We start from the raw sequence: 26,658 nt of genomic DNA, 5'->3' as shown, positions 1-26,658 counted from the left end.
CTAGAGCCGCGAGGCGGCGGTCACCTGCTTTCACGATCCGGCTACCGCTCCGCCTCTTTCTGTGCGGTGACTGTTCGAATGTCGCCGCATCGCGCGGAACGTTACCGTATCGCGATCAGATGACCACTTCGACGCCCTCGCCGGGTGCTTTACCTGACACCCGTTCGGATTCGAGCGCCTGCTGAAGGATGATCACGGCTGCTGCCTGGTCAATGACCGATCTGCCCTTTTTTGATTTCACCCCGGATGCGCGCAGTCCCTGACTGGCCGTCACCGTGGTCATCCGCTCGTCGACGAGCCTGACCGGAACGGGCGTGATTCCCTTGGCGAGTTCCTGAGCGAAGCCGCGGACCTTCACCGCGGCCGGGCCCTCGCCCCCCTTGAGGGAGCGAGGGAGGCCGACGACGACCTCGATCGGTTCGTACTCCTCGACCAGCTGCTTCAGCCGGCGATGAGCTGCCGGAACGTCCCGGCCCGGGACCGTCTCCACCGGGGTGGCGAGGATCCCGTCGGGGTCGCACGAGGCGACCCCGATGCGGGCGTCCCCGACGTCGATCGCGAGTCGACGGCCTCTGCGCATTACTTGGCCGTCTCCCCGACCAGACGCTCCACGGCGTCCACGGCCTCGCCGACGGCAGCCGGGTTCTGGCCGCCGCCCTGGGCGACGTCCGGCTTGCCGCCACCGCCGCCGCCGAGCGTCTTGGCGGCCGTGCGGACCAGGTCGCCGGCCTTGAGACCGCGCTCGCGGGCGGCCTCGTTGGTGGCGATGACCGTCAGCGGCTTGCCGTTGTTGACCGTGAAGAGGGCGACCACGGCGGCCCGGCCGCCCTGGATGCGGCCGCGCACGTCGAGGACCAGCTTGCGCAGGTCGTCGGGGGTCGTACCGTCCGGCACCTGACCGGTGACGACGGCGATCCCGCGGACGTCCTTGGCGGACTCGGCGAGACCGGCGGCGGCCTGGAGCACCTTCTCGGCGCGGAACTTCTCGATCTCCTTCTCGGCGTCCTTCAGCTTGCCGAGCATGGCGGAGACCTTCTCCGGGAGCTCCTCCGGGCGGCCCTTGATCAGCTCCTGGAGCTGGGCGACGACGGTGTGCTCACGGGCCAGGAAGTTGTACGCGTCGACACCGACGAGCGCCTCGATACGGCGGACTCCGGAGCCGATCGACGACTCGCCGAGCAGCTTGACCAGGCCGAGCTGCGAGGTGTTGTGCACATGGGTGCCGCCGCACAGCTCCTTGGAGAAGTCGCCGATGGTCACCACGCGGACCCGCTCGCCGTACTTCTCGCCGAACTCGGCGATGGCGCCCTGCTTCTTGGCCTCGTCGATGCCCATGACATCGGCGCGGACGTCGAGGTCGCGGGCGAGCACCTCGTTGATCTTCTGCTCGACGTCGGTCATCACGGCCGTCGGAACGGCGGACGGGGAGCCGAAGTCGAAGCGGAAACGGCCGGGCTGGTTCTCGGAACCGGCCTGGGCGGCCGTCGGGCCGAGCGCGTCCCGCAGCGCCTGGTGGGTGAGGTGGGTGGCCGAATGGGCGCGGGCGATGGCCGTGCGCCGGCGGCCGTCGATCGAGGCATGCGCCTTGGCACCGACGGTGACCTCGCCGAACTGGACGACGCCCTTGTGGACGTAGACGCCCGGGACCGGCTTCTGGCAGTCGCGGATCTCGATGACGGCACCGGAGTCGACCTTGATCCGGCCGGTGTCGCCGATCTGGCCGCCGCCCTCGGCGTAGAACGGGGTGCGGTCCAGGACGATCTCGACCTCGTCGCCCTCGGTGGCGGCCGGGGAGGAGGCGCCGTCGACGAGGATGCCGACGACGGTGGACTCGCCCTCGGTGTCGCTGTAGCCGATGAACTCGGTCTCGCCGGTCTTGTCGGCGATCTCACGGTAGGCACCGGCACCGGCGTGACCGGTCTTCTTGGCCTGGGCGTCGGCCTTGGCGCGCTCCCGCTGCTCCTTCATCAGACGGCGGAAGCCGTCCTCGTCCACGGAGAGGCCCTGTTCGGCGGCCATCTCCAGGGTGAGGTCGATCGGGAAGCCCCAGGTGTCGTGGAGCAGGAACGCCTTGTCGCCGGCGAGGACCGTGCCACCGGCGGCCTTGGTCTCGGTGACGGCGGTGTCGAGGATGTTCGTACCGCCCTTGAGGGCCTTCAGGAAGGCGTTCTCCTCGGCGACGGCGACCTTCTCGATGCGCTCGCGGTCGGTGACGAGCTCCGGGTACTGCTGGCCCATCATGGCGATCACGGTGTCGATCAGGTCCAGCACGACCGGACCGGTGGCGCCGAGCAGGCGCATGTTGCGGATGGCCCGGCGCATGATGCGGCGCAGGACGTAACCGCGGCCCTCGTTGCCGGGGGTGACACCGTCTCCGATGAGCATCACGGACGTGCGCATGTGGTCGGTGACCACGCGCAGGGAGACGTCCGAGTCGTGGGCGTCGCCGTACGCGACACCGGTCAGCTCGGTGGCCTTCTTGATGACGGCCATGGAGGTGTCGATCTCGTACATGTTCTGCACGCCCTGCAGGATCATCGCCAGGCGCTCGAGTCCGAGGCCGGTGTCGATGTTCTTGCTGGGGAGCTCGCCGAGGATCTCGAAGTTGTCCTTGCCGATGCCCTCGCCGCGCTCGTACTGCATGAAGACGAGGTTCCAGATCTCCACGTACCGCTCGTCGTTGACGGCGGGGCCGCCCTCGACGCCGAACTCGGGGCCGCGGTCGTAGTTGATCTCGGAACAGGGGCCGCAGGGTCCGGGGACGCCCATGGACCAGTAGTTGTCCTTCATGCCGAGGCGCTGGATGCGCTCCTTCGGCACCCCGACGACCTCGTGCCAGATGCGCTCGGCCTCGTCGTCCTCCAGGTACACGGTGATCCAGAGCTTCTCCGGCTCCAGGCCGTAACCGCCCTTGTCCTGGGGGCTGGTGAGCAGCTCCCAGGCGTACTTGATGGCGCCTTCCTTGAAGTAGTCCCCGAAGGAGAAGTTGCCGCACATCTGGAAGAACGTGCCGTGCCGGGTGGTCTTGCCGACCTCTTCGATGTCGGGGGTGCGCACGCACTTCTGCACGCTGGTGGCGCGCGCCCACGGCGGCTTGACCTCACCGAGGAAGTACGGCTTGAAGGGGACCATGCCGGCGGGGACCAGGAGCAGAGTCGGGTCGTCCGCGATGAGCGACGCCGAAGGGACGACGGTGTGACCGCGCTCCTCGTAGAAGCTCAACCAGCGGCGGCGGATTTCAGCCGACTCCATCAGTGGTCCTCATTCCGGTTGTACGGGTGCGTCTTGTACGACTTCGTCGTGTACGTCGAGTTCTCGATGGCGGCGATGCGCCTGGGTGCGGGCAGTTCGGGACTCTCGCGGATGCCGAGAACGTCCGTCAGCTCGGCCTCCCGCTCGGCCATGTTGTCGCGGACGTCGAGCGCGAAGCCGACCGCGCGGTCCTTGAGGCGGGCGCCCGTCTCGATCGCCTTGTTGGCCGCCGTGACGGCGAGGTTCTCGGGGGTCAGCTGCTTCAGCTTGCGATTGACCTTGGTGGTCGCCCAGACACCGGCGGCCACGCCCGTGCTGAACCAGAAAGTGCGGCGGAACATCTTGAGCCTCAGTCCCTCTTCCCACGGCTCCGGGAGACCGCCCGACCCACGATCACGGTACGCCGGGAGGCCTTCGCGGGCACCTCGTCCTTGCGGCCGGTGATCGCCCGGCGCACGCCGTAGCCGAAGGCCGCGACCTTGACCAGGGGGCCGCCGAAGGTGGAGGCGACGGTGGTGGACAGCGCGGAGGCGTTCGACGTGACCTCCTGGACGTCCGAGGCGATCGCGTCGACCCGGTCGATCTGGGTCTGCGCCGAGCGCACCGCTCCGGCGGCGTCGGCCAGCAGCGGCACCGCCTGGTCGGTCACGTCCGCCACGAGTTTGGTGGTCGCCTTGAGCGTCTGGGCCAGCCTCGCCAGGGCGACGGCGAGGAAGGAGACCAGGATCGCCCAGAAGACGGCCACCAGGATCCCGGCAACCTCTCCACCGGACACCTTGCACCTGCTCTCATGAACACGCGTGGACAACGGTGCCGAGCCTATCGCGCCGGGGACGGCACTCGGCACCGGCCGCAGTGATCCGGAGTTCGTCGACTACGCGGTCATGGAGATGCTGGGCCTGACGGACCACACCACGCGGCTGCCACGCGAGCTGTTCGGGCAGGGCGCGGCAGCAGCGCTGTGGCCCTCGGTGGGCCTGCGCGTACGGCAGGGCCGGGCCCTGGGGCGGGAGGCGGCGGCGTCCCGGGCGCTGGGCCGCACGCAGCCGCTGAGCCGCTGAGCCGCTGAGCCGCTGAGCCGCTGAGCCGCTGAGCCGCTGGAAGGACTGCCCACGCCGCAGGGCGCGTACGGCACGCCAAGGTGGCCCTCGACATGCAGCAACCCGCCGCCTCGCCCACCCGGAAGGGCGGTGAGACGGCGGGCTGAGGTGGTGCTATCGCCTGTTGAAGATCAACGGGCGTAGTACTCGACGACGAGCTGCTCGTCGCAGATCACCGGGATCTCCTTGCGGTTCGGCTCGCGGTCCAGGCGGAAGGCCAGGGCGGCGAGGTTCACCTGGAGGTAGCGCGGGGTCTCACCGTCGGGGGCGAAGCCACCGGCGCGGGAGACCTCGAACAGCGTCTTGCTGCGGCTGCGCTCGCGGACCATGACGACGTCGTCGGGCTTGACGCGGAAGGACGGCTTGTCGACCTTCTGGCCGTTGACCTCGATGTGGCCGTGGACGACCATCTGGCGGGCCTGGTAGATCGTGCGGGCGATGCCCGAACGCAGGACCAGCGCGTCGAGACGGCGCTCGAGCTCGATGATCAGGGCCTCACCGGTCTTGCCCTGAACCTTGGAGGCACGCTCGTAGGCGCGGACGAGCTGACGCTCGGACACGTCGTACTGCGCACGCAGACGCTGCTTCTCGAGCAGACGGACCTTGTAGTCCGAGTTCTGCTTGCGGCCACGGCCGTGCTCACCCGGGGGGTAGGGACGGGCCTCGAAGTACTTGACGGCCTTCGGGGTCAGCGCGATGCCGAGGGCACGCGACTTCTTGACCTTGGGGCGGGACTGGTTCGCCACTGCTTCTCATTTCCTGGTTATCGGCTTGTCAGGTGTTGAGGGAGGTCGCATCCGCAGCCGGGGAAACCCGCCGGGTCCACGAGGGATCCGATGGGCAGCCGCTCCCCTGGTCTGGGCACATACGTGCAGCACGCGAGTGGCCCACCGACCGGTCTCCCCCTGGGGTGAGTGGTGGTGGGCTGCCCGCGACACCATTCGAACGGTGCGCGACGCTCCTGGAACCCCCTGAGGGGTTCCGGCTGACCGTCCCGTTCTGACTGCACGGGACACAGCACTTCGAGGGATTCTACAGGCTGCTCAGGACCGCTTGCGACCGAGGTGCTGGCGGGTCCACTCCACGGCGTCCGCGTACCGGGCCTCGGCGCCGTGCCGGGTGGGTGTGTAGTACTCCCGGTCCTTGAGTTCCTCCGGGGCGTACTGCTGGGCGGCGATGCCTTCGGGCAGGTCGTGCGGGTAGACGTACCCCTGCGCGTGCCCGAGCTTGGCCGCGCCCTTGTAGTGCCCGTCCCTCAGGTGCATCGGCACGGGTCCCGCATGCCCCTTGCGTACGTCCTCCATGGCGGCGCCGATCGCCATGGTCGCGGCGTTGGACTTCGGTGCCAGGGCGAGGGCGATGGTGGCGTGGCTCAACGTCAGCGCGGCCTCGGGGAAGCCGATCATCGCCACGGCCTGAGCGGCGGCGACGGCTATGGGCAGGGCGTTGGGGTCGGCGAGGCCGATGTCCTCGCTGGCGGAGATCATCAGGCGGCGGGCGATGAAGCGGGGGTCCTCGCCGGCCTCGATCATGCGGGCCAGGTAGTGCAGGGCCGCGTCCACGTCGGAGCCCCTGATGGACTTGATGAGGGCGCTGGCGACGTCGTAGTGCTGGTCGCCGTCGCGGTCGTACTTCACGGCCGCACGGTCGACCGTCTCCTCCAGTGTGGTGAGGGAGATCTCCGGTTCGCCCTTGTCGAGCGCTGCCCCGGCGGCGGCCTCCAGGGCGGTCAGGGCGCGCCGGGCGTCGCCGCCGGCGATCCGCAGGAGGTGCTCCTCGGTGTCCTCGGGGAGGGCGACGGCGTCCTTGAGGCCGCGTTCGTCGCTCAGCGCCCGCTTCAGCAGCCCTCTGAGGTCGTCGTCGGTGAGGGGTTCGAGGGTCAGCAGCAGGGACCTGGACAGCAGCGGGGAGATGACCGAGAAGTACGGGTTCTCGGTGGTGGCCGCGATCAGGGTCACCCAGCGGTTCTCGACCGCGGGGAGCAGGGAGTCCTGCTGGGCCTTGCTGAAGCGGTGGATCTCGTCGAGGAAGAGGACGGTCTCCTTGCCGAAGCCGCCGGTGGCGCGGCGGGCGCCGTCGATGACCGCGCGGACCTCCTTGACGCCTGCGGTGATCGCGGAGAGCTCCACGAAGCGCTTGTTCGTCGCCTTGGAGACGACGTACGCCAGGGTCGTCTTGCCGGTGCCTGGTGGGCCCCAGAGGATCACCGAGGAGGGCCCGGCGGGGCCGCCGCTGCCCTCGCCGACCAGCCGGCGCAGCGGCGAGCCCGGCTTGAGCAGGTGCTGCTGGCCCACCACCTCGTCGAGGGTGCGCGGGCGCATCCGGACCGCCAGGGGGCTGCCGGCCGGGTCCTTCTCCTGGCGCTCTTCCGCCGCCGCGGTGAACAGATCGGGCTCCACGTTCAAAACCCTATGTCACCGCACTGACAACGCCGTCGGCTGTCGGTCAGGCCCAGAGGCTGGAGCCCCAGCGGGTCAGGATCATCATCGCGATGATGCCGCAGTGGGTGACCGGCAGGACCCAGGTGAACTCGGAGAGGAAGCGCTTGAGCCAGCCCGGGGACGGCAGCAGGTCGTTGCGGATGTTGAACGAGGTCACGTACCAGAACATCGTGATCGTGGCGACCCAGGCCAGGGAGCACCACAGGCACAGCGCGTTGATCCGGTACAGCGACTGGAACTGCAGCCAGGTGCAGAAGGCCACGCCGAAGAGCGTGCCGAAGTTGAAGGTGAGCCAGTACCAGCGCGGGAAGCTCGCGCGGGCCAGCAGGCTCATGCCGACACAGATGACGATGCCGTAGGCCACCAGGCCCAGCATCGGGTTGGGGAACCCGAAGGCGGCCGCCTGCTTGCTCTCCATCACGCTGCCGCAGGAGACGATCGGGTTGAGGGAGCAGCTCGGCGTGAACGTCTTGCCGCTGACCTTGCCCTCGAGGATCTTGAACTTGTCGATCGTGATGACCCACGCGGCGAGCAGGCCGGCGGCGCCGGTGATCACCAGCAGCAGCGCGAAGGCACGGCTGCCGCCCACCGTCCGGGGCGCGGCGCCGGCGCCGGCCGACGAGGACCCGGGCTCCGTGGAGACGTCTTTCACTGTGGTCTTGCTCATCACGCCGATCCGTCTGCTTGAGAGTTGGACCTTCTTCGGGCAGGGGCCATTGTGCCGCACGAGGAGGCTTGTCCACCGTTCGGTGGACATAAGGAAGTACGCACGGTCGTCCCTGAGCGTTCGGTTCCGGCCGATGCTCACAGGCATGACCACACACGCGAACGAACTCGCGGTGGACGTTCGGGGGCTGCGCAAGCAGTACGGCGACGTGACCGCGGTCGACGGGATCGATCTCGGCATCCGCAGGGGCGAGGTCTTCGGCCTGCTCGGACCCAATGGCGCGGGCAAGAGCACCACGGTGGAGATCCTCCAGGGCAACCGGGACCGGGACTCGGGTGAGGTCTCGGTGCTCGGCTCGGACCCGGCGCACGGCACGCGCGCGTGGCGATCCCGTGTAGGGATCGTCTGGCAGGACGAATCCGCGCCCGCGGAGTTGACGGTGGGGGAAACCGTGCGGCACTTCGCCCGCTATTACCCGAGGCCGCGGGACCCGGAGGAAGTCATCGGCCTGGTGGGTCTTCAGGCCAAGGCGGACAGCCGGATCAAGGCGCTCTCGGGCGGTCAGCGGCGGCGCCTCGACGTGGCGCTGGGCGTGATCGGCGGCCCCGAACTGCTGCTCCTGGACGAGCCGACGACCGGCTTCGACCCGGCGGCCCGGCGCCAGTTCTGGGAGCTGATCCGCAAGCTGTCCGACGAGGGCACCACGATCCTGCTCACCACGCACTACCTGGAGGAGGCCGAGGCGCTCGCCGACCGGCTGGCCGTGATCTCCCGGGGGAAGGTCGTAGCCGAGGACGAACCGGCCGCCCTGCGGGAGCGGTACGGCACCGGCGCCACCGTCGAGTGGACCGAGCCGGACGGCGCCCCGCGCACGGCGCACACGGAGACCCCGACCAGGACGGTCGCCGAGCTGATGCGCCGCTTCGACGGCGAGATCCCGGGGCTCCAGGTCAGCCGCCCCACGCTGGAGGACGTCTACCTCCGGCTCACCGGACAGGAGGACGCGCGATGACCACGACCGCGGCGAAGGAAACCCGCAGTCCGGTACCGGTGCGGCTGCCCGGTACCTGGGGGCTCGGAATCCGGCGGGGCGTCCTGGAGATCAGGCAGTTCTTCCGCCAGCGCGACCAGATGGTGTTCACCTTCGCCTTCCCGGTGGTCTTCCTGTTCCTCTTCGCGTCGATCTTCAGCGACGACGTGGAGGGGGCGGGCATCACCGCCTCGCAGCTGTACGTCCCGGCGATGATGGCCGCGGGCATCATGTCGACGAGCTTCCAGTCGCTCGGCGTCTCGATCGCCATCGAGCGGGACGAGAAGGTGCTGCGCCGGCTGCGCGGTACTCCGATGCCGCCGGCGGCGTACTTCCTCGGCAAGATCTGGCTGGTTCTGGTCACTGGCCTGATGGAGACGGCGATCCTGCTGGTCGTCGGCACCACGCTGTACGACGTCGAGTTGCCGTCGGACGGCGGCCGGTGGTTCGCCTTCGCCTGGATCTTCGTGCTCGGTCTGACGGCGTGCGCGCTGCTCGGCATCGCGATCAGTTCGGTGCCCAAGTCCAGCAAGAGCGCGAGCTCGGTGGTCGTACTGCCCTTCCTGGTCCTGCAGTTCATCTCCGGGGTGTACATCGCGATCGACACGATCCCGGACTGGATGCTGAACATCGGTGCGCTGTTCCCGTTGAAGTGGATGTGCCAGGGGCTGCGCGGGGTGTTCCTGCCGGACTCGGCGCAGGTCCTGGAGCAGGCGGGAGACTGGGAGTTCGGGCGCATCGCCCTGGTGCTGGGGGCGTGGTGCGTCGGAGGATTGCTGCTGTGTCTGCTGACCTTCCGGTGGAAGAACCGGCGCGACGGATGAAGGACGCGGCGGGGGCCGCCGGCGCCTACAGCTGGGACCGCTCGTTCCGCCTGTGGGACACCTACTTCGCCCTCATCTGGCTGGCCACCCTGGCGTTCGTGCTCGGCGCTGAACACCCGGGGTGGCCGGTCCGCGTCACCGCGGCGGCGCTTCTGGTCCCGCTGGTCCCGCTGTTCGTGTGGACGGGACGCCCGCTGCTGAGGGGGGATCCGCCGCCCGAGCGCCAGGCCCTCGGTTATCTCGTCACGATGATCGCCCTGTTCCTGCCCTCGGCGATCCTGGTCGGCGAGACCCGGCTGATGACCTTCGCGCTCGTCCCCCAGTGCTTCATGACGCTGCGGATGCGGTGGGCGACCAGCATGGTGGCCGTGATCAACCTTGCGCCGGTGGTGGGTTGGGCGCTGCTGTGGTGGCCGAGCGGCCAGGACGTCTTCTTCAACGGGCTGTTCGCCGTGGTCACCCTCGTCTTCTCGGTGGCCCTGGGCAGTTGGGTGATCCGGATCATCGAGCAGAGCCAGGAGCGGGCCGCCCTGATCGCGGAGCTGGACGCGAGCCGGCACGAGGTATCGCGGCTGTCGGCGGCGCACGGGGCGCTGGCCGAGCGGGAGCGGATGGCCCGGGAGATCCACGACACCCTCGCGCAGGGCTTCACCAGTCTGCTGATGCTGGTCCAGGCCGTGGAGGCGGAGCTCGACCACGACGTGCCGCAGGCCCGCCGTCATCTGGCCCTGATGGACGAGACGGCCCGGCTGAACCTCGCCGAGGCGCGGGCCCTGGTGGCCGACGGCACCCCCGCCGACCTGGACGGCGCGACGCTGCCGGACGCGCTGTGCCGACTGGCGGCACGGCAGTCCGCGTCACTGGAGGTGACCGGTTCAGTACGGCCGCTGCCCGCCGGGCCAGAGGTGGTAGCACTGCGCGCCTGCCAGGAGGCACTGGCCAACTGCCGTAAGCACGCGGGAAGTTCGGTGACCGTGCACATCGCGTTGGCGTACTCCGACGAGACCCTCACGCTGTCCGTGCAGGATGACGGCTGCGGCTTCGACCCGGAGGCCGTGAGCGGCGGCTACGGTCTGTCGGGCCTGCGGGCCCGCGTCACCGAAGGCGGCGGGACGGCCGAGGTGGGCAGCGCGCCCGGCGAGGGCACCACGATCACCCTACGGCTGCCCGTCCCACCCCCGAGGAGCTGCCCGCCATGATCCGGATCATCCTTGCCGACGACCATCCCGTCGTACGCGAGGGCCTGCGGGCGATGCTGAGCGCCGAGCCGGATCTCGACGTGGTCGCGGACGCGTCGAACGGACCGCAGGCCGAGGCTTTGGCGGCGGAACTCCGGCCGGACATCGTGCTGATGGACCTGCGGATGCCGGGCGGCGGGGGCGTGGCGTCGATCGTGCGGATGTCGGAGGCGGGCCTGCCCTGCCGGGTGATCGTCCTGACGACGTACGAGACGGACCGGGACATCCTGCGGGCCGTGGAGGCGGGAGCGGCGGGCTATCTCCTGAAGGACCTGCCCCGCGGCCAACTGGCGGAGGCGGTACGACGGGCGGCGCGCGGTGAGACGGTTCTGGCCCCGTCGGTCGCGGCGCGGCTGGTCGACCAGCTGCGCACCAAGCCGGAGCGGCCCCGCCTGTCGTCCCGTGAGACGGCGGTGCTCCGGCTGGTGGCCGAGGGCTGCACCAACGCGGAGATCGGCAGGCGCCTGTTCATCGGGGAGTCGACGGTGAAGACCCATCTCCTGCGTGTCTTCGCCAAGTTGGGCGTGGCCGACCGCACGGCAGCCGTCACCAGCGCCATGCGGTACGACCTCCTGGACTGACCTCAGCCCAGCCTCGACTCCAGCTCCGCCACGATCTCGTTGACCCCGATCGCCGACTGCTCCCCGGACTCCATGTCCTTCAGCTGTACGACGCCCTCGGCGAGGTCGCGTTCACCCGCGACGATCGTGTAGCGGGCGCCGCTGCGGTTGGCGTTCTTCATGGCGCCCTTGAGACCCTTGGCGCCGTACGAGAAGTCCGCCGCGATACCGACCTTGCGGAGCTCGGTGACCTTGCCGAAGAGGATCCGGCGGGCCTCCTCGCCCAGCGGCACCGCGAACACGCTGGTCGTGGAGGGGAGTTCGAGCTCGACGCCCTCCGCCTCCAGGGCCAGGACCGTGCGGTCGACGCCGAGCGCCCAGCCCACGGACGGCAGGGCGGGGCCGCCGATCATCTCCGAGAGACCGTCGTAGCGGCCGCCGCCGCCCACAGCGGACTGCGAGCCCAGACCTTCGTGGACGAACTCGAAGGTCGTACGGGTGTAGTAGTCGAGGCCGCGCACCAGCTTCGGGTCGTCCTCGAAGGCCACGCCCGCCGCGGTGATCAGCTCGCGGACCTCCTCGTGGTACACCTTGCAGGCGTCGCAGAGGTAGTCGCGGAGCAGCGGAGCGTCTCCGAGCTGCTTCTGGACCGAATCGCGCTTGTCGTCGAGGACGCGCAGGGGGTTGATCTCAGCGCGGCGCAGGGTGTCCTCGTCGAGGTCCAGGCCGCGCAGGAAGTCCTGGAGCGCGGCCCGGTAGACCGGTCGGCACTCCTTGTCGCCCAGGCTGTTGAGCAGGATGCGGAAGTTCCTGAGGCCCAGCGAGCGGTACGCCTGGTCGGCCAGGATGATCAGCTCGGCGTCGAGCGCCGGGTCCTCCGCGCCGATCGCCTCGGCGCCGACCTGAGAGAAGTGCCGGTAGCGGCCCTTCTGGGGGCGCTCGTAGCGGTAGTACGAGCCGGAGTACCAGAGCTTGACGGGGAGGTTGCCCAGCTTGTGCAGGTTCGCCTCCAGCGCCGCGCGCAGCACGGACGCCGTGCCCTCGGGGCGCAGGGCGAGCTTGTCGCCACCCTTGGTCTCGAAGGCGTACATCTCCTTGGTGACGATGTCGGTGGACTCACCGACGCCGCGCGCGAACAGCTCGACGCTCTCGAAGCCGGGCGTCTCGATGTAGCCGTAGCCGGAGGTGCGCAGCGGCGCGGCGATCGCCTCGCGGACGGCCAGGTACTTGGCGCTGTCCGGCGGGATCAGGTCGTACGTGCCCTTGGGGGCCTGAAAGGTGCTCACGAAGTCTCTCGTCACATTCCTCGTCGGGGAGCCTCTGAAGCTCCCTGGCCGGCGGCCACTTCCCGCAGGTACGGGTTGGTGGCGCGCTCCTGGCCGATGGTCGTCTGGGGGCCGTGGCCGGACAGCACCACGGTCGAGTCGTCGAGCGGCAGGCACACGCGGGCCAGCGAGTCGAGCATCTCGGCCATGTCACCGCCGGGCAGGTCGGTGCGTCCGATGGAGCCGGCGAAGAGCAGATCCCCGGAGAAGAACACGGAAGGGATCTCCGCGGTCTCGGGCATCTGGAAGGTCACCGACCCCTTGGTATGGCCCGGCGCGTGCGCGACGGACAGCTCCAGGCCCGCGAGCTCCAGCTTCGTGCCGTCGGACAGCACACGCACGTCGTCCGGCTCCCCGACGGTGATCTCGCCCATGAGCGGCATCCCGATGGAACGCCCCAGACCCATCGACGGGTCCTTCATCATGTAGCGGTCCTCGGGGTGGATCCAGGCCGGCACGTCGTGCGCGCCGCACACCGGGACGACCGAGGCCACATGATCGATGTGGCCGTGCGTGAGGACGACGGCGACGGGCTTGAGCCGATGCTTCTTCAGCGCTTCCTCGACGCCTTCGGCGGCCTGGTGGCCGGGGTCGATGATCACGCACTCCTCACCGGCGGCGGGGGCGACGAGATAACAGTTCGTCCCCCAGGCCCCGGCGGGGAACCCGGCAATGAGCACGATCGTCCTCGTTTTGTGTGGGTACGGGCGGTCTTCCGGGCGGCTGCCCCAGTGGTCAGAGCCTACCGGCGCTGCCGATTCCTCAGCGAACCCATATACGGTACGGGGCACACGCAGGCGGTCGGCTCATAGGACGCATGCGTACCGGTCGGCGTACGAGACGCATGAGGAGAGAACCCCGTGGTCACCCAGGAACAGCGGAAGCGGCAGCTCGCGCGGGAGAAGTTCTTGCGGCAGCAGCAGCGGCGCACGGCCGCGCGCCGCAAGGCCCGTGTACGCAACTCCGTGATCGGGTCGGTGCTCGGCGTGGTCCTGGTGGGCAGCCTGGCGCTCTACACGTCCGGTGTCATGAAGGACGACGACAAGGCCAACACGAGCGCGGAGGCGACCCCGAGCGCCGCGGCGACCAGCAAGGCGCCGGACCCGTGCGACAAGCCTGCGGCCGGCAAGGTCAAGACGGAGACCTGGAAGAAGGAGCCGGCGCTGTCCATCGACAAGTCGGCGAAGTACACCCTGGACCTGGCGACGACCTGCGGCAAGATCGACATCGCGCTGAAGGCGTCGGCGGCCCCCCACACGGTGAACTCTTTCGACTTCCTCGCGGGCAAGGGCTTCTTCGACCACACCAAGTGCCACCGGCTCACCACCAACGGCATCTACGTCCTGCAGTGCGGTGACCCGACAGGCTCCGGCAGCGGCGGACCGGGCTACACCATCCCGGACGAGAACCTGAAGGACAAGAGCCTCAAGAGCAACGTCTACCCGGCGGGCACCGTCGCGATGGCGAACACCGGGCAGGCGCACACCGGCGGCAGCCAGTTCTTCCTCGTGTACCAGGACAGCCAGCTGCCGCCCAGCTACACGCCGTTCGGCACCATCTCGGAATCCGGTATGAAGGTGCTGAAGAAGATCGCCGCGGCCGGTGAGAGCACCGGCGCGGGCGACGGCGCGCCGAACGCGACCGTCGTGATCAACAAGGCGACCGTCACCAAATCCTGACCGCCAACTGCATAATTTCGGTCGCGCGGGATGCGGACAGGCCACCCGCCGGTCGCCTATGTTGGCCGTGACGAAACTGTGGACGATGCCCGGGGGCGAGGAAGCCTCCCGCAGGCATCATGTGGAGGAGGCGCTGTGAGCAGCGACCCGTGGGGCCGCGTCGACGAGACGGGGACCGTGTACGTGCGTACGGCCGACGGCGAGCAGGTCGTCGGTTCCTGGCAGGCGGGTTCCCCCGAGGAAGCCCTGGCCTACTTCGAGCGCAAGTACGAGGGCCTGGTTGTCGAGATCGGCCTCCTCGAGAAGCGAGTCAAGACCACCGACCTTTCGGCGAAGGACGCTCAGGCGGCCATCGACCACATCCGCGAGCAGGTCGACGCGCATCACGCGGTCGGCGACCTGGACGCGCTCAAGGTGCGTCTCGACAAGCTCGTGGAGACCGTCGACAAGCGCCGTGAGGAGCGCAAGCAGCAGCGCGCGAAGCAGTCCGACGAGGCCCGGCACGCCAAGGAGGCGCTGGTCGTCGAGGCGGAGGAGCTGGCCCAGTCCGACCAGTGGCGGGCCGCCGGTGAGCGGCTGCGCGCGCTGGTGGACACCTGGAAGGGCCTGCCCCGCCTGGACCGCAAGTCGGACGACGAGCTGTGGCACCGCTTCTCGCACGCCCGCTCGGCGTTCTCCAAGCGCCGCAAGGCCCACTTCGCCTCGCTGGACGCGCAGCGCGAGGACGCCCGTAAGACCAAGGAGCGGCTGGTCGGCGAGGCCGAGGCGCTGTCCGGGTCGACGGACTGGGGTCCCACGGCCGCGCGCTACCGCGAGCTGATGGCGGAGTGGAAGGCCGCGGGCCGCGCCCAGCGCGAGCACGAGGACGACCTGTGGAACCGCTTCCGCGGCGCCCAGGACGTGTTCTTCGCCGCCCGCAGCTCGGTCTTCGCCGAGCGGGACGCCGAGCAGTCGGAGAACCTCAAGCTGAAGGAGGAGCTGGCCGAGGAGGCCGAGAAGCTCCTTCCGATCGGCGACCTGAAGGGTGCCCGTGCCGCCTTCCGCTCGATCAACGAGCGCTGGGAGGCCATCGGCCACGTCCCGCGGGACGCCCGGCCGAAGGTCGAGGGCCGGATGCACGCCGTCGAGCGCGCTCTCCAGGAGGCCGAGGAGAGCGAGTGGCGCCGGACCAACCCGGAGGCACGCGCGCGTGCCGCCGGTCTGACCGGCCAGCTCCAGGCCGCCGTGGACAAGCTCAGGGGCCAGATCGAGCAGGCCCGCGCCCAGGGCAACAACGCGCGCGCCGACAAGCTGGAGCGCGAGCTGGAAGGCCGCCAGGCGCTCCTGGACCAGGCTCTGAAGGGTCTGCAGGAGTTCGGCGGCTGACCTGCCGTTCGCATCCGGTGGCCCGGTGGTTTCGCACCCGAAACCACCGGGCCACCGTCATGTCCGGGCCTGGTCGCAGCGGACCCCGACTCAGTCCCGGCCGCCCCGCTCGCTGATGTCCAGGGCGTGCTTGAGGACCTCGCAGGCCTGGAGATGGTTGCCGGACTCCTGGAGCAGATCGGCCAGCCGCCGACAGACCAGGACCGCCTCGGGCCCGTACACCTTGTGCACCCGCTGGAAGGCGAGCTCCAGCACCTCGACGGCCTCCCTGACCTGCCCGGTCTCGGCGAGCAGCTCGGACAGTTCCAGCTGTACGGCGAGGAGGTCGCCGTAGACCTCGGCGGTCTGCTGTTCCTGGAGCGCCAGGCGCAGGACGGCCAGGGCGTCGCGGGCGTTGCCCTCGGTACGCAGCAGGCGGGCGAGAGCGAGGCCGGTCGCGACGATCGCCGCGCGTACGTCGGCGGCCAGGACGGGGCCCGCGGGGGCGTGCCGGGAGGCGCGTGCCTTGTTGCGGGCCACCGGCAGCCGTCCGACGCCGTTCTCCTGGGAGCGCTGTGGGGTCGGGCGGTTCTTGGCGCGCAGCCGCTCTTCCATGACGCGGTAGAGGGTGTCCAGGTCGATGAGCTCGGGGCCGTTCTGGATGCCGCCGCGCAGGACGGCCAGCAGTTCCCCCGTGAAGGCGGTGTACCGCTCGCCGTCGGGGGCGAGCGCGATGCGGTCCCGGGGCGAGGCGGTCAGGACGTAGGCGCCGTCGACCGCCGCCTGGGCGGCCAGGACCTCCTCGCCCGCCAGGGCGCGGGCCGCCCGTCCGCTGAAGCAGCAGTCGAGGACGACGATCTTGCGGCGGGCGCGGGCCGAGCGCAGGGCAGCTCTCAGGTGCTGGTAGGCGACGGCGGTGTAGCCGAGGTGCTCGCGGGTGTCCCCGAGGGCCAGGTACAGGTCGTCGGAGTCGGCGTCGCGCATGCCGTGGCCGGAGAAGTAGACGAGCAGGGTGTCCGTGGCCTCCTCGCCCGCCCGGTACACCGGATCGAGGATGGTGTGCGGGCTCAGCGGGTCGGTGACAACCGCGCAGTTCTGCACGGGCAGCCCCCACACCGTGGCGTCGCACAGCTCGGCGGCGAGGTCCAGGACGTTCGCCTCGACGGCGGGCAGCTGGGGCAGGTGCCGGTAGGAGGCGGTGCCGATGAGGACGGCCCGTGAGCGCGCGGGATCAGGCAGTGCCGTCATCGCCCCCGGTCTCCTCGCTCCGCGGTGCGGGGAGCGGGGCGGCCGGCGCGGACGCGTCGAGCAGGTCGACGAGGCCGCGCACGGTGTCCTGGTCCCGCGCCATCTCCTTGGTCAGCAGGATCTCCACCCCGCCCCGGCGCAGGGTGACGGCCGGGGCACCGCGCCTGGAGGTCTGCCACTGCAGTACCGAGACGATCAGTGAGGCGGTGGACAGGCCGCTGCCGAGGGCGAGTTGGAGCAGATCGAAGCCGGTGCCGCCCAGGCTGCCCGGGGCCGGCGGTGCGGTGGCCGCCACGCGCGCGTGTACATCGACGAGCTCGTCGCCGTGCAGCCAGTGCCGCAGGGAGCGGAGGTCGTCCTCGGCCTGTGGGGAGTCCCCGAGCTCCACGATCAGGTCAGTCATCGGTTCCGTCCGTTCGTCGGCCCAGCCGCTTGTTGACCCGGGAGAAGAGGTCCAGTGCCTCTCCCCCGGCGCCGAGCCGGGCCAGGCACACGGCCTGCCAGTACTGGCTGGTGAGGGTGGTGGGATGGTCGGGGCCCAGCTTCGAGAGACAGACGGGCACCACGGCCGACAGCATCTGCGCCGCCTCCCGCAGCTGCCCCCGCTGGACGAGGTTGACGGCCTCGCGCTGCCGGGAGAGGGCGTTGGTCTCGGTCATGCTGCCCAGGACGATGCGCCGGGTGGCGTCGCTGAGGGTGGCACCGTCGAGTGCCCCGGGCCGAGGGAGCGCGAGCGCCTGGGACTCGGGTTCGTCCCACTCGTACTCGGGCAGCTCATCGTCGACGAGGGGCACGGGCTTGCGGGTCGCCTGTACGGCGCTGTCCCGGACGGTGAGTGCCAGGCGCCGCACGAGCGCCGCCGTACCGCCGTCCGCCAGCTGTTCGAGAAGGCGGCGGACCTCACCGAGGTCCTGGGGTCGCTCCTCGGGTTTCTGTCGGCACAGCCGGTTGACCAGTTGCCCGAGCTCCACCGGAAAGGGCGCCCCCGCGGCGATCCGGGGAACGCCGGTGCCCAGCGCCCGCTCGATGATCGCGCCGACGTCGACGGCGGAGCGGAACGGCAGCTCCCCGGAGAGCATGAGGTACAGGCAGGTGCCGAGGCCGTACAGGTCGGCGGCGGGCCCGGGCAGGGCCCCGCGCATGACCTCGGGGGCCATGAACTGCGGGGTGCCCATGACGACGCCGGTCCGGGTGATCGTCGTCTCCCCGGCCAGGCGGGCGAGTCCGAAGTCCTGGAGGACGACGCGGCCGTCCCTGGTGAGGCCGACGTTGGACGGCTTGATGTCGCGGTGGAGGACGCCGGCCTCGTGGGCCGCGGCCAGCGAGTCGGCGATGCCGAGGGCCACTGCACATGCCTCGGACGGCGGCAGCGGTCCCGCCCCGGCGGACATCAGCTCGGCCAGGCTGATCCCTTCGAGCAGCTGCATGACGAGGTACGGCGTACCGCCGGGCTCGTGCACGCCGCTGTCGTACAGCGTGACGACTCCGGGATGGTCGATCCTGGCCAGCGCGCGGGCCTCCCGGACGAACCGGCTCCAGGCCTCGTTGTCCCGACCGACGCCCTCGACGGCCGTCAGCAGCTTCACCGCGACACGGCGGCCGAGCTGTTCGTCCTCGGCCTCGTACACGGTGCCCATCCCACCGCGCCCGAGCATGTCGACGACCCGGTAGCGGCCGTCGATGACCCGCTCCCGCCCGCCTAACGCGGCTCCGCCCCGGTCCTCCATGTGCTCCCCCGTCCCCGTCGTGTGTCTCCGCAGGCTACGACCTTCGCGCCGACGTCACGCGGTACACGTCGTACACGCCCTCCACTCCCCGGACCGCCTTCAGGACGTGGCCGAGGTGCTTCGGGTCGCCCATCTCGAAGGTGAAGCGGGAGGTGGCGACGCGATCGCGGGAGGTCTGGACGGCCGCGGAGAGGATGTTGACGTGCTGGTCGGACAGGACGCGGGTGACGTCGGAGAGGAGCCGGGAGCGGTCCAGGGCCTCGACCTGGATGGCGACCAGGAAGACCGAGGACTGGGTGGGCGCCCACTCGACTTCCAGGATGCGCTCGGGCTCGCGGGACAGTGACTCCACGTTCACACAGTCGCTGCGGTGAACCGATACGCCACTACCGCGGGTGACGAAGCCGATGATCGGGTCGCCGGGGACGGGAGTGCAACAGCGGGCCAGCTTGACCCAGACGTCCTCGACGCCCTTGACGACGACACCCGGGTCGGCGCTGGAGCGCCGCTTGCGGCGGCTGCGGGTCGGCGGGACCGACTCGTCGATCTCCTCGGTGGCCGCCTCCTCGCCGCCGAGCGCGGAGACGAGTTTCTGCACGACGTTCTGCGCGGAGACATGGCCCTCGCCGATCGCCGCGTACAGCGCGGAGATGTCCGGGTAGCGCATCTCGTGCGCGAGCGTGACCAGCGAGTCGCCGGTGAGGATGCGCTGGATCGGCAGGTTCTGCTTGCGCATGGCGCGGACGATGGCGTCCTTGCCCTGCTCGATCGCCTCGTCCCGGCGTTCCTTGGAGAACCAGGCGCGGATCTTGTTGCGGGCCCGCGGCGACTTGACGAAGTTCAGCCAGTCCCGGGAGGGTCCGGCACCGGGCGCCTTGGACGTGAAGACCTCGACGAGGTCGCCGTTGTCGAGGGTCGACTCCAGCGGTACGAGACGGCCGTTGACGCGGGCTCCTATGGTGCGGTGGCCCACCTCGGTGTGCACCGCGTACGAGAAGTCCACCGGGGTGGCGCCGGCCGGCAGCGCTATGACGTCACCCTTGGGCGTGAAGACGAAGACCTCGTTGCGGGAGAGGTCGAAGCGCAGGGACTCCAGGAACTCGCCGGGGTCCTCGGTCTCCTTCTGCCAGTCGAGGAGCTGGCGCAGCCACGCCATGTCGTTGAGGTGGTCGTCCTTGCCGGTGGTCCGCGGCTGGTCCGAGCGGACCTTGGAGGTACCGGCGACGGCCTCCTGCTTGTACTTCCAGTGCGCGGCGATGCCGTACTCGGCGCGGCGGTGCATGTCGAAGGTGCGGATCTGCAGTTCGACCGGCTTCCCGTTGGGCCCGATGACCGTCGTGTGCAGCGACTGGTACATGTTGAACTTGGGCATCGCGATGTAGTCCTTGAACCGCCCCGGAACCGGGTTCCAGCGGGCGTGGACGGTGCCCAGCGCCGCATAGCAGTCGCGGACGGTGTCCACCAGGACGCGGATGCCGACCAGGTCGTAGATCTCCGCGAAGTCACGGCCGCGGACGATCATCTTCTGGTAGACGCTGTAGTAGTGCTTCGGGCGGCCGGTGACCGTGGCCTTGATCCGGGCGGCGCGCAGGTCGGACTGCACCTCGTCGGTCACTATGGCCAGGTACTCGTCACGCTTGGGCGCCCGCTCGGCCACCAGCCGTACGATCTCGTCGTACATCTTGGGGTAGAGGATCGCGAAGGCGAGGTCCTCCAGCTCCCACTTGATGGTGTTCATACCGAGGCGGTGGGCGAGCGGAGCGTAGATCTCCAGCGTCTCGCGCGCCTTCTTCTCCTGCTTCTCGCGCTTGAGATAGCGCATGGTGCGCATGTTGTGCAGGCGGTCGGCGAGCTTGATGACCAGGACGCGCGGGTCCTTGGCCATGGCCACGACCATCTTGCGCACGGTCTCGGCCTGCGCGGCCTCGCCGAACTTGACCTTGTCCAGCTTGGTGACGCCGTCGACGAGCAGGGCGACCGAGTCACCGAAGTCGCGGCGCAGCTGGTCGAGGCCGTACTCGGTGTCCTCGACGGTGTCGTGCAGCAGGCCCGCCATGAGGGTGGCCGGGTCCATGCCGAGCTCGGAAAGGATCGTGGTCACCGCGAGGGGGTGGGTGATGTACGGGTCGCCGCTCTTGCGCTTCTGGCCGCGGTGCCAGCGCTCGGCGACCTGGTAGGCCTTCTCGATCTGGCGCAGCGTCGCGGTCTCGATCTTCGGGTCGTTGCTGCGCACTATCCGCAGCAGGGGCTCCAGGACCGGGTTGTACGGATTGGAGCGCTGGACGCCGAGGCGGGCGAGGCGGGCGCGGACGCGGTTGGAGGAGCCGGTGCGGGCGGGCTGGCCGGTGTTCGGGCGGACCGCCGGCGTCCCCGTGGTGGAGCGCTCGGGCGCCGCGGGCTCGCCCGCTTCGGTGGAGTCGAGAGTGGGGGGAGGCTTGGGCCTGGCCGACTCGGACGGCTTGTCCACGGGCGCGGACTGGGCGTGCTCGACCGGCCCACGGGCGTCGTTCGTCGCGTTCTTCGCGTCCGGCGCGGGCTTCGCCGCGGGCGCCGAGGCGGGCTCGGGCTTGGCGGCGGTCAGTGGCTGGGCCTCGTCTGGCAAGAGGACTCCTCGTGCGCGATCCGGGTCCCCCGGTCAGGCTCCGGAGACCCCATGGTAGCGATCCTGCGCGCGGGGATCGCCTTCAGTCCGATGTGAGGGACGTCTACCGGTGAAACACGTGGGGCTGCCGCCTGCATTCCGGAGGGTCGCTGTGGGGCGCCGGGGGGCTTGATGCGCCCAAGGCGCGCGGGGAACTGCGCGACCAGCCACGACGGCGCCGCGGCCGTCAAGGGACCTCGCTCCCCCATACGTGACGGCCGTCCCGGTGTTCCGGAACGGCCGTCACATGGGCGGTGCTGTCGGCGCTCAGACCACCAACAACGCTTCCAGCGGCGCCCCCGCCAGGGCCGGCTCCAGACGGGCCCGCCCGCTCAGGAAGCCCAGCTCCATGAGGACCGCGAGGCCCGCCACCTCGGCCCCCGCCCTGCGGATCAGCTCGATGGACGCCTCGGCGGTGCCCCCCGTGGCCAGGACGTCGTCGACGATCAGGACACGGTCGCCCGCGGACAGGTCCTCCGCGTGGACCTCGATCTCCGCCGAGCCGTACTCCAGGTCGTACGCCTGGCTGAGGGTCGCTCCGGGGAGCTTGCCCGCCTTGCGTACGGGGATGAAGCCGAGGCCCGCGCGGACCGCGACCGGGGCGCCGAGGATGAAGCCCCGGGCCTCCAGCCCGACGACCTTCGTGGCGCCGGTGGCCGTGGCGACCTCCGCCAGCGCGTCCGTCAGCGCGGTGAACGCCGCCGGGTCCGCCAGGAGCGGGGTGATGTCCTTGAACATCACACCCGGCTCCGGGTAGTCGGCCACATCGCGGATACGGCTGAGCAGCAGCTCCTCAATGCCGGTCATCGGCGCTTCCCCGAGGGACGGCCGCGGCCCCGGCTGCGGGACGCGGGCTGGCTGCGCGGACCGACCACGGCGTGGGCCTCGTCGTCCGGTTCGTCGGAGACGGGACGCGCGTCGACGATCTCCTCCTCGGCGGACGCCTGCGCGCGCTTGGCCAGGACCCGCTTCTTGAGGGCCTTCATCGCCGGCTCGCGCTCCTTGAGGTCGGCGACGAGCGGCGTGGCGATGAAGATCGAGGAGTAGGCACCGGCGGCGAGACCGACGAACAGCGACAGCGAGATGTCGTTGAGCGTGCCCGCGCCGAGGAAGCCGCCACCGATGAACAGCAGGCCGGCCACCGGCAGCAGCGCGACCACCGTGGTGTTGATCGAGCGGACCAGGGTGCCGTTGATCGAGCGGTTGGCGATGTCGCTGTAGGTCCAGCGGTTCTGCTTGGTGATGTCCTTCGTCTGCTCCTTGAGGGAGTCGAAGACGACCACCGTGTCGTAGAGCGAGTAACCGAGGATGGTCAGCAGACCGATCACCGTGCCCGGCGTGACCTCGAAGCCGACGAGGGCGTAGATGCCGACGGTGATGGTGATGTCGTGGATCAGGGCGACCAGCGCCGCGATGGCCATGCGCCACTCGAAGGCGATGGCCAGATAGATCACGACGAGGACCATGAAGATCGCCAGACCCTGCCAGGCCTTGTTGGCGATCTGGTCACCCCAGCTCGGTCCTACCAGGTCGGCGGCGATGGACTCGGGGTCGACCTTGAAGTCCTTCGCCAGTTCCGTCTTGATCTGGTCGGACTGCTTGGTGTCCATGCCGGCGATCTGGATGCGCAGCGTGCCGTTGCCGAGCTTCTGGACGACCGCGTCGTGGCCGGAGGCCTCCTTCGCGTAGTCCTCGGCCTGGGAGACGGAGACGCTGGTCTTCTCGGTGGTGAAGACCGCACCGCCCTGGAAGTCGATGCCCATGTTCAGGCCGCGTACCGCGAGGCCGACGATCGCCGTGATGGTGATCAGGATCGAGATGCTGTACCAGAGCTTGCGGTGACCGATGAAGTCGTAGCTGATCTCGCCACGGTGCAGTCGGGCGCCGAGATTGCCGAGTTTCGACATGCTCACGCCTCCTTCGTCTCAACGGGGGCGGGACGGCGGGTGCGCCGCAGCGGCGGCTGCGCGCCCAGGCTCTTCGGATCGAGGCCGGACCACTTGTGGCCGCTCGCGAAGAACTTCCGCCGGGCGAGGAGCGTCATCAGCGGCTTGGTGAAGAAGAAGACCACGACGACGTCGAGCACGGTGGTCAGGCCCAGCGTGAACGCGAAGCCCTGGACCTTGCCGACGGTCACGACGAACAGGACCGCGGCGGCGAGGAACGACACGAAGTCGGAGACCAGGATGGTGCGCCGGGCGCGCGGCCAGGCCCGCTCGACGGCGGGGCGCAGCGAGCGGCCCTCGCGGATCTCGTCCCTTATGCGTTCGAAGTACACGATGAACGAGTCCGCGGTGATACCGATGGCGACGATGGCACCGCACACGGCCGGCAGGTTCAGCGCGAAGCCGATCGTCGGGCCGAGCAGCGACATGATCACGTAGGTGAGGATGCCGGAGGCGAGCAGCGAGGCCATCGCGACGACCGACAGGCCCCGGTAGTAGGCCACCAGGTAGATGACGACCAGGAGGAGGCCGATGGCTCCGGCGAGGAGACCGGCGTGCAGCTGGTCACCACCGAGTGCCGCGGTCACCGTGGTCACACTCTGCTCCTGGAAGGAGAGCGGGAGGGCGCCGTACGACAGCATGTTGGCGAGGTTCTGGGCCTCTTCCTGGGTGAAGCTGCCGGAGATCTGCGCGTTGCCGCCGGTGATCGAGGAGCTGACGTACGGGCTGGAGACGACCTCGCCGTCGAGGACGATGCCGAACTCGTTCTGCGGCTGGGTGTTCTTCGCGAGCTGGCCCGTGATGTCGGCGAACTTCTTGGCGCCCTTGCCGGTGAAGGTCATGGTGACCTGCCATCCGGCGGCCGTCTGGGTGTCGAAGACGGCCTGGGCCTTCTTGACCTCGGTGCCGTCGACGGCGGCCGGGCCGAGCACGTACTTGTACCAGACGCCGGAGATCTCGCCGCAGCCCAAGGTGGTCTCGGACGGCTTGGCGCCGTCGCCCGCGGTGGTGCGCTGCGCCTTCTTGGAGCAGTCCAGGGCGGCGTACGCGGCCTGGAGCTTGGCGTCGGCGGCGGAGGGGGCGCTGCTGGCGGCGGCCGACGGGGAGGCGGCGCTCGACGCGCTCGCGGACGCCGACGGCGTGGAGTCGGCCTTCAGCGCGTCGCTGACGGCGCGGCCCTGGGAGGTGGCGGTGGCCGACGGGGAGGACGACGAGGTCGCCTTCTCGCCCGTGCCGGACTTGCTCGCGGACGGGCTCGGCGAGGCGGTCGAGGAGCCACTGGCGGACGGGCTCGGCGAGGTGGCCGCGGCGCCGCCGGTGGCCTCCTGGGCCAGGACCGGACGGAAGTACAGCTTGGCGGTGGTGCCGACCTGGTCGCGGGCCTCCTTGGAGTTGGTGCCCTTGGGGATGTTCACGATGATGTTGCGATCACCCTGGGTCTGCACCTCCGCCTCGGAGACGCCCAGGCCGTTGACACGGCGGTTCATGATGTCGACCGCGGTGTCCATGTTGGCCTTGTTGATCGCCGACCCCTGGTCGGCCTTCGCCTCCAGCGTGATGCTGGTACCGCCGGCAAGGTCGATGCCGAGGCGCGGAGTGGTGTGCCCCGAGAGGAACATGCCCCCGGTCAGCGCCACCATGGCGATCAGGATCAGGGCCAGCGCGCGCCCTGGCTTGCTCTGGGCACTCGCGCTCCGGCCCCTTTTAGGTGCTGCCACCTTCTCGTACTCCCTCTCGGGCCGCTCTCGCGCCGGGTCGGCGTACGGGCGGCCATGACATGGTTCGGGATCCCGTGCGAGCTGCGCAGATTCCGGGGCGCGCGGAGCTGGTCCGCGCGCCCCGGAGTGCGACTACTTCGCGTCGGAGTCGCCGTCGGTCTTCTTCGGCTCGTCGTCCGACTTCGCCCCGGCTGCCTCGGTCTCGTCGTCGGCCTTGGCGGGCGCGTCGACGACGGGCTCCTCGGCCGTGTCCTTCTTACCGAGATCGACGGACTTCTCGTCGGAGGCGGCGGCAGCTTCGTCGGCGGACTCGTCGGTCTCGGTGTCGGTGAGGGAGGAGGCGTCGTCAGGGACGACGTCGGAGTCGGACTTCAGGTCGTGCTCGATGCCGTGGACGATGCGGTTGTACTCGTCGTCCGTCAGGACGGCACCGATGGCGTTCTTCGCGAAGAGCAGGTCCACACCCGGGCCCGCGTCGAGGAGGACGGTGTCCTCGCCGACCTCCTTGACCGTGGCGTACATACCCCCGATCGTGCGGACGCCGCTGCCGGGCTGCATGTCGTTCCGCATGTTGGCGGCGGCCTGCTGCTTCTTCTTGGCCGACCGGGTCATCAGGAACATGGCCCCGATGAGCACGATGAACGGGAGGAGGGTCACGAGACTCACGGGTCGGAACTTCCTTCACGCGACCGCGAGGTGAGCGGCCTGATGGTTGGGGGTTTGTACGCCGCCGACAAAGGCGGCATCGGCGGAGTCTAAGCGAGTCCGCGCGCATGGAACAACGCTCAGCATCGCACCTGGGTTCCGGACCCGGCGAATGCGGCGCCGTCACAAACGCATCACGTCCCGAACAGGTCTTGTTGTCCGTTTCCTGTGGCCGCGGAGCGGGGCGGGGTGAGGCCGAGATGCGCCCATGCGGCGGGAGTGGCGACCCGTCCGCGCGGAGTACGCGCCAGCAGGCCCTCCCGCACGAGAAAGGGCTCGGCCACTTCTTCCACGGTCTCGCGCTCCTCGCCCACGGCGACCGCGAGGGTGGACAGGCCGACCGGGCCGCCGCCGAACAGCTTGAGCAGGGCCTCCAGGACCCCTCGGTCCAGCCGGTCGAGGCCGCGGGCGTCGACCTCGTAGACCTTCAGCGCGGCCGCCGCGATGTCGCGCGTGATGATCCCGTCGGCCTTGACCTGGGCGTAGTCGCGGACCCTGCGCAGCAGACGGTTGGCGATACGGGGGGTGCCGCGGGAGCGGCCCGCGATCTCGGCGGCACCGTCGGAGCCGATCTCGACGTCGAGCAGGTTGGCCGAGCGGTGGATGACCCGCTCCAGTTCGGCCGGTTCGTAGAACTCCATGTGCGCGGTGAAGCCGAAGCGGTCGCGCAGTGGCGGCGGCAGCAGTCCCGCGCGCGTGGTGGCGCCGACCAGGGTGAAGGGGGGCAGCTCCAGGGGGATGGCGGTGGCGCCGGGGCCCTTGCCGACGATGACGTCGACGCGGAAGTCCTCCATCGCCATGTAGAGCATCTCCTCGGCGGGCCGCGACATGCGGTGGATCTCGTCGAGGAAGAGGACCTCGCCCTCCTGGAGGGAGGAGAGGATCGCCGCGAGGTCGCCCGCGTGCTGGATGGCGGGACCGCTGGTGATGCGGATCGGGGCCTCCATCTCGGCCGCGATGATCATCGACAGGGTGGTCTTGCCGAGGCCGGGGGCGCCGGAGAGCAGCACGTGGTCGGCGGTGGCCCCCCGCGCGCGTGCGGCCCGCAGCACCAGGTCGAGCTGCTCGCGGACCTTCTCCTGGCCGATGAACTCGTCCAGGTCCTTGGGGCGCAGGGCGGCCTCTACGGCCTGGTCCTCACGGTCGGCGACAGAGCCCACCAGCCGCTCCGCGGCGGGGGCGGTCTCGTCGGTCGTGTCGTCCCAGTTCACTG

25 protein-coding genes are annotated in these 26,658 nt (G+C 69.9%); 7 read left to right on the top strand and 18 right to left on the bottom strand.

Annotated elements, in window-relative coordinates; genetic code table 11:
• Positions 1–115: 115 nt before the first annotated feature.
• From ruvX to AB0D34_RS11565, 4 genes are read right to left on the bottom strand one after another with little or no spacing between them, the layout of a single operon-like run.
• Positions 116–580: a Holliday junction resolvase RuvX gene (gene ruvX / locus AB0D34_RS11580; RefSeq protein WP_362660036.1), complete on the bottom strand. Its 465-nt coding sequence runs from the start codon at positions 578–580 to the stop codon at positions 116–118.
• A complete protein-coding gene (gene alaS / locus AB0D34_RS11575; RefSeq protein WP_362660033.1) occupies positions 580–3,252 on the bottom strand; it encodes an alanine--tRNA ligase in 2,673 nt (890 codons plus the stop codon). The genes ruvX and alaS overlap by 1 nt, the downstream gene beginning before the upstream one ends.
• Positions 3,252–3,593, bottom strand: coding sequence for a hypothetical protein (locus tag AB0D34_RS11570; RefSeq protein WP_362660031.1), 342 nt, complete (start codon positions 3,591–3,593; stop codon positions 3,252–3,254). Before AB0D34_RS11570 ends, alaS begins: the two co-directional genes overlap by 1 nt.
• Before the next feature lie 8 nt (positions 3,594–3,601).
• Entirely contained in the window at positions 3,602–4,027 is a 426-nt protein-coding gene (locus AB0D34_RS11565) for a DUF948 domain-containing protein (RefSeq protein WP_362660028.1), read from the bottom strand.
• Between the two features lie 25 nt (positions 4,028–4,052).
• On the opposite strand from AB0D34_RS11565, the gene AB0D34_RS11560 reads away from it, so the two are divergent.
• On the top strand, positions 4,053–4,313 hold the full coding sequence (locus AB0D34_RS11560; RefSeq protein ID WP_362660026.1) for a hypothetical protein: 261 nt from the start codon (positions 4,053–4,055) through the stop codon (positions 4,311–4,313).
• A 170-nt stretch (positions 4,314–4,483) separates the two neighbouring features.
• Here AB0D34_RS11560 and rpsD read toward each other — a convergent pair whose 3' ends face one another.
• The 3 genes from rpsD to AB0D34_RS11545 form a co-directional block, all read right to left on the bottom strand.
• Positions 4,484–5,098, bottom strand: a complete 615-nt coding sequence (rpsD, locus tag AB0D34_RS11555) for a 30S ribosomal protein S4 (RefSeq protein WP_362660023.1) — start codon at positions 5,096–5,098, stop codon at positions 4,484–4,486.
• Between the two features lie 297 nt (positions 5,099–5,395).
• Positions 5,396–6,751, bottom strand: coding sequence for a replication-associated recombination protein A (locus AB0D34_RS11550; protein ID WP_362660021.1), 1,356 nt, complete (start codon positions 6,749–6,751; stop codon positions 5,396–5,398).
• Between the two features lie 46 nt (positions 6,752–6,797).
• Positions 6,798–7,460, bottom strand: a complete 663-nt coding sequence (locus tag AB0D34_RS11545; RefSeq protein ID WP_362660018.1) for a vitamin K epoxide reductase family protein — start codon at positions 7,458–7,460, stop codon at positions 6,798–6,800.
• A 145-nt stretch (positions 7,461–7,605) separates the two neighbouring features.
• Here AB0D34_RS11545 and AB0D34_RS11540 point away from each other — a divergent pair, with 145 nt between their 5' ends.
• Genes AB0D34_RS11540 through AB0D34_RS11525 form a run of 4 tightly spaced genes read left to right on the top strand, consistent with a single transcriptional unit; the run spans position 7,606 to position 11,133 of the window.
• Positions 7,606–8,472, top strand: coding sequence for an ABC transporter ATP-binding protein (locus AB0D34_RS11540; protein WP_362660015.1), 867 nt, complete (start codon positions 7,606–7,608; stop codon positions 8,470–8,472).
• A complete protein-coding gene (locus tag AB0D34_RS11535) occupies positions 8,469–9,314 on the top strand; it encodes an ABC transporter permease (RefSeq protein ID WP_362660012.1) in 846 nt (281 codons plus the stop codon). Before AB0D34_RS11540 ends, AB0D34_RS11535 begins: the two co-directional genes overlap by 4 nt.
• A complete protein-coding gene (locus tag AB0D34_RS11530; RefSeq protein ID WP_362660138.1) occupies positions 9,311–10,513 on the top strand; it encodes a sensor histidine kinase in 1,203 nt (400 codons plus the stop codon). Before AB0D34_RS11535 ends, AB0D34_RS11530 begins: the two co-directional genes overlap by 4 nt.
• Positions 10,510–11,133, top strand: a complete 624-nt coding sequence (locus tag AB0D34_RS11525) for a response regulator transcription factor (protein ID WP_362660009.1) — start codon at positions 10,510–10,512, stop codon at positions 11,131–11,133. The genes AB0D34_RS11530 and AB0D34_RS11525 overlap by 4 nt, the downstream gene beginning before the upstream one ends.
• A gap of 2 nt (positions 11,134–11,135) precedes the next feature.
• On the opposite strand, the gene hisS is transcribed toward AB0D34_RS11525, so the two are convergent.
• The gene (gene hisS / locus AB0D34_RS11520) at positions 11,136–12,398 is read right to left on the bottom strand and encodes a histidine--tRNA ligase (protein WP_362660006.1); all 1,263 of its coding nucleotides are present in this window, start codon (positions 12,396–12,398) and stop codon (positions 11,136–11,138) included.
• 11 nt (positions 12,399–12,409) lie between these two features.
• Positions 12,410–13,117 carry an MBL fold metallo-hydrolase gene (locus AB0D34_RS11515; protein WP_362660003.1) on the bottom strand — a complete coding sequence of 236 codons (708 nt, stop codon included), beginning with the start codon at positions 13,115–13,117 and terminating at the stop codon, positions 12,410–12,412.
• 180 nt (positions 13,118–13,297) lie between these two features.
• On the opposite strand from AB0D34_RS11515, the gene AB0D34_RS11510 reads away from it, so the two are divergent.
• Complete coding sequence (locus AB0D34_RS11510) at positions 13,298–14,116, top strand: peptidylprolyl isomerase (protein ID WP_362660000.1); 819 nt, start codon at positions 13,298–13,300, stop codon at positions 14,114–14,116.
• A 135-nt stretch (positions 14,117–14,251) separates the two neighbouring features.
• Positions 14,252–15,481 (top strand): DUF349 domain-containing protein, encoded by a 1,230-nt coding sequence (locus tag AB0D34_RS11505; RefSeq protein WP_362659997.1) that lies wholly within the window; start codon positions 14,252–14,254, stop codon positions 15,479–15,481.
• Positions 15,482–15,571: 90 nt separating this feature from the next.
• Here the strand turns inward: AB0D34_RS11505 and AB0D34_RS11500 are convergent, their stop codons facing one another.
• The 9 genes from AB0D34_RS11500 to ruvB all read right to left on the bottom strand — a co-directional run bounded on the left by AB0D34_RS11500 (position 15,572) and on the right by ruvB (position 26,656).
• Complete coding sequence (locus tag AB0D34_RS11500; protein WP_362659994.1) at positions 15,572–16,708, bottom strand: caspase family protein; 1,137 nt, start codon at positions 16,706–16,708, stop codon at positions 15,572–15,574.
• Positions 16,692–17,111 (bottom strand): hypothetical protein, encoded by a 420-nt coding sequence (locus tag AB0D34_RS11495; protein ID WP_362659991.1) that lies wholly within the window; start codon positions 17,109–17,111, stop codon positions 16,692–16,694. Before AB0D34_RS11495 ends, AB0D34_RS11500 begins: the two co-directional genes overlap by 17 nt.
• Complete coding sequence (locus tag AB0D34_RS11490; RefSeq protein ID WP_362659988.1) at positions 17,104–18,435, bottom strand: serine/threonine-protein kinase; 1,332 nt, start codon at positions 18,433–18,435, stop codon at positions 17,104–17,106. Before AB0D34_RS11490 ends, AB0D34_RS11495 begins: the two co-directional genes overlap by 8 nt.
• 34 nt (positions 18,436–18,469) lie before the next feature.
• Positions 18,470–21,037, bottom strand: coding sequence for a bifunctional (p)ppGpp synthetase/guanosine-3',5'-bis(diphosphate) 3'-pyrophosphohydrolase (locus AB0D34_RS11485; protein WP_362659985.1), 2,568 nt, complete (start codon positions 21,035–21,037; stop codon positions 18,470–18,472).
• A gap of 306 nt (positions 21,038–21,343) precedes the next feature.
• Positions 21,344–21,883: an adenine phosphoribosyltransferase gene (locus AB0D34_RS11480; RefSeq protein ID WP_362659983.1), complete on the bottom strand. Its 540-nt coding sequence runs from the start codon at positions 21,881–21,883 to the stop codon at positions 21,344–21,346.
• Positions 21,880–22,983: a protein translocase subunit SecF gene (gene secF / locus AB0D34_RS11475; RefSeq protein ID WP_362660135.1), complete on the bottom strand. Its 1,104-nt coding sequence runs from the start codon at positions 22,981–22,983 to the stop codon at positions 21,880–21,882. Before secF ends, AB0D34_RS11480 begins: the two co-directional genes overlap by 4 nt.
• A 2-nt stretch (positions 22,984–22,985) precedes the next feature.
• Entirely contained in the window at positions 22,986–24,740 is a 1,755-nt protein-coding gene (gene secD, locus AB0D34_RS11470) for a protein translocase subunit SecD (protein WP_362659980.1), read from the bottom strand.
• Between the two features lie 132 nt (positions 24,741–24,872).
• On the bottom strand, positions 24,873–25,406 hold the full coding sequence (gene yajC / locus AB0D34_RS11465) for a preprotein translocase subunit YajC (protein ID WP_362659977.1): 534 nt from the start codon (positions 25,404–25,406) through the stop codon (positions 24,873–24,875).
• Between the two features lie 173 nt (positions 25,407–25,579).
• The gene (gene ruvB, locus AB0D34_RS11460; RefSeq protein ID WP_362659974.1) at positions 25,580–26,656 is read right to left on the bottom strand and encodes a Holliday junction branch migration DNA helicase RuvB; all 1,077 of its coding nucleotides are present in this window, start codon (positions 26,654–26,656) and stop codon (positions 25,580–25,582) included.
• Positions 26,657–26,658: the final 2 nt, after the last annotated feature.

Origin of the sequence: Streptomyces sp. NPDC048420, assembly GCF_040651535.1 — a bacterium.
In the GTDB taxonomy this organism is placed as follows: Bacteria; Actinomycetota; Actinomycetes; order Streptomycetales; family Streptomycetaceae; genus Streptomyces.
The sequence above is the reverse complement of the archived record's forward strand: the minus strand, read 5'-3'. Positions and strand labels throughout refer to the sequence as shown.

Excerpts from the sequence above, each read along its gene's own strand:
- AB0D34_RS11540 (WP_362660015.1), top strand. The coding sequence starts at position 7,606 with ATGACCACACACGCGAACGAACTCGCGGTGGACGTTCGGGGGCTGCGC.
- ruvX (WP_362660036.1), bottom strand. The coding sequence starts at position 580 with ATGCGCAGAGGCCGTCGACTCGCGATCGACGTCGGGGACGCCCGCATC.
- AB0D34_RS11480 (WP_362659983.1), bottom strand. The coding sequence starts at position 21,883 with ATGACCGGCATTGAGGAGCTGCTGCTCAGCCGTATCCGCGATGTGGCC.
- AB0D34_RS11530 (WP_362660138.1), top strand. The coding sequence starts at position 9,311 with ATGAAGGACGCGGCGGGGGCCGCCGGCGCCTACAGCTGGGACCGCTCG.
- AB0D34_RS11490 (WP_362659988.1), bottom strand. The coding sequence starts at position 18,435 with ATGGAGGACCGGGGCGGAGCCGCGTTAGGCGGGCGGGAGCGGGTCATC.
- alaS (WP_362660033.1), bottom strand. The coding sequence starts at position 3,252 with ATGGAGTCGGCTGAAATCCGCCGCCGCTGGTTGAGCTTCTACGAGGAG.
- AB0D34_RS11535 (WP_362660012.1), top strand. The coding sequence starts at position 8,469 with ATGACCACGACCGCGGCGAAGGAAACCCGCAGTCCGGTACCGGTGCGG.
- secF (WP_362660135.1), bottom strand. The coding sequence starts at position 22,983 with ATGTCGAAACTCGGCAATCTCGGCGCCCGACTGCACCGTGGCGAGATC.
- AB0D34_RS11570 (WP_362660031.1), bottom strand. The coding sequence starts at position 3,593 with ATGTTCCGCCGCACTTTCTGGTTCAGCACGGGCGTGGCCGCCGGTGTC.
- AB0D34_RS11525 (WP_362660009.1), top strand. The coding sequence starts at position 10,510 with ATGATCCGGATCATCCTTGCCGACGACCATCCCGTCGTACGCGAGGGC.
- AB0D34_RS11500 (WP_362659994.1), bottom strand. The coding sequence starts at position 16,708 with ATGACGGCACTGCCTGATCCCGCGCGCTCACGGGCCGTCCTCATCGGC.
- AB0D34_RS11545 (WP_362660018.1), bottom strand. The coding sequence starts at position 7,460 with ATGAGCAAGACCACAGTGAAAGACGTCTCCACGGAGCCCGGGTCCTCG.
- AB0D34_RS11495 (WP_362659991.1), bottom strand. The coding sequence starts at position 17,111 with ATGACTGACCTGATCGTGGAGCTCGGGGACTCCCCACAGGCCGAGGAC.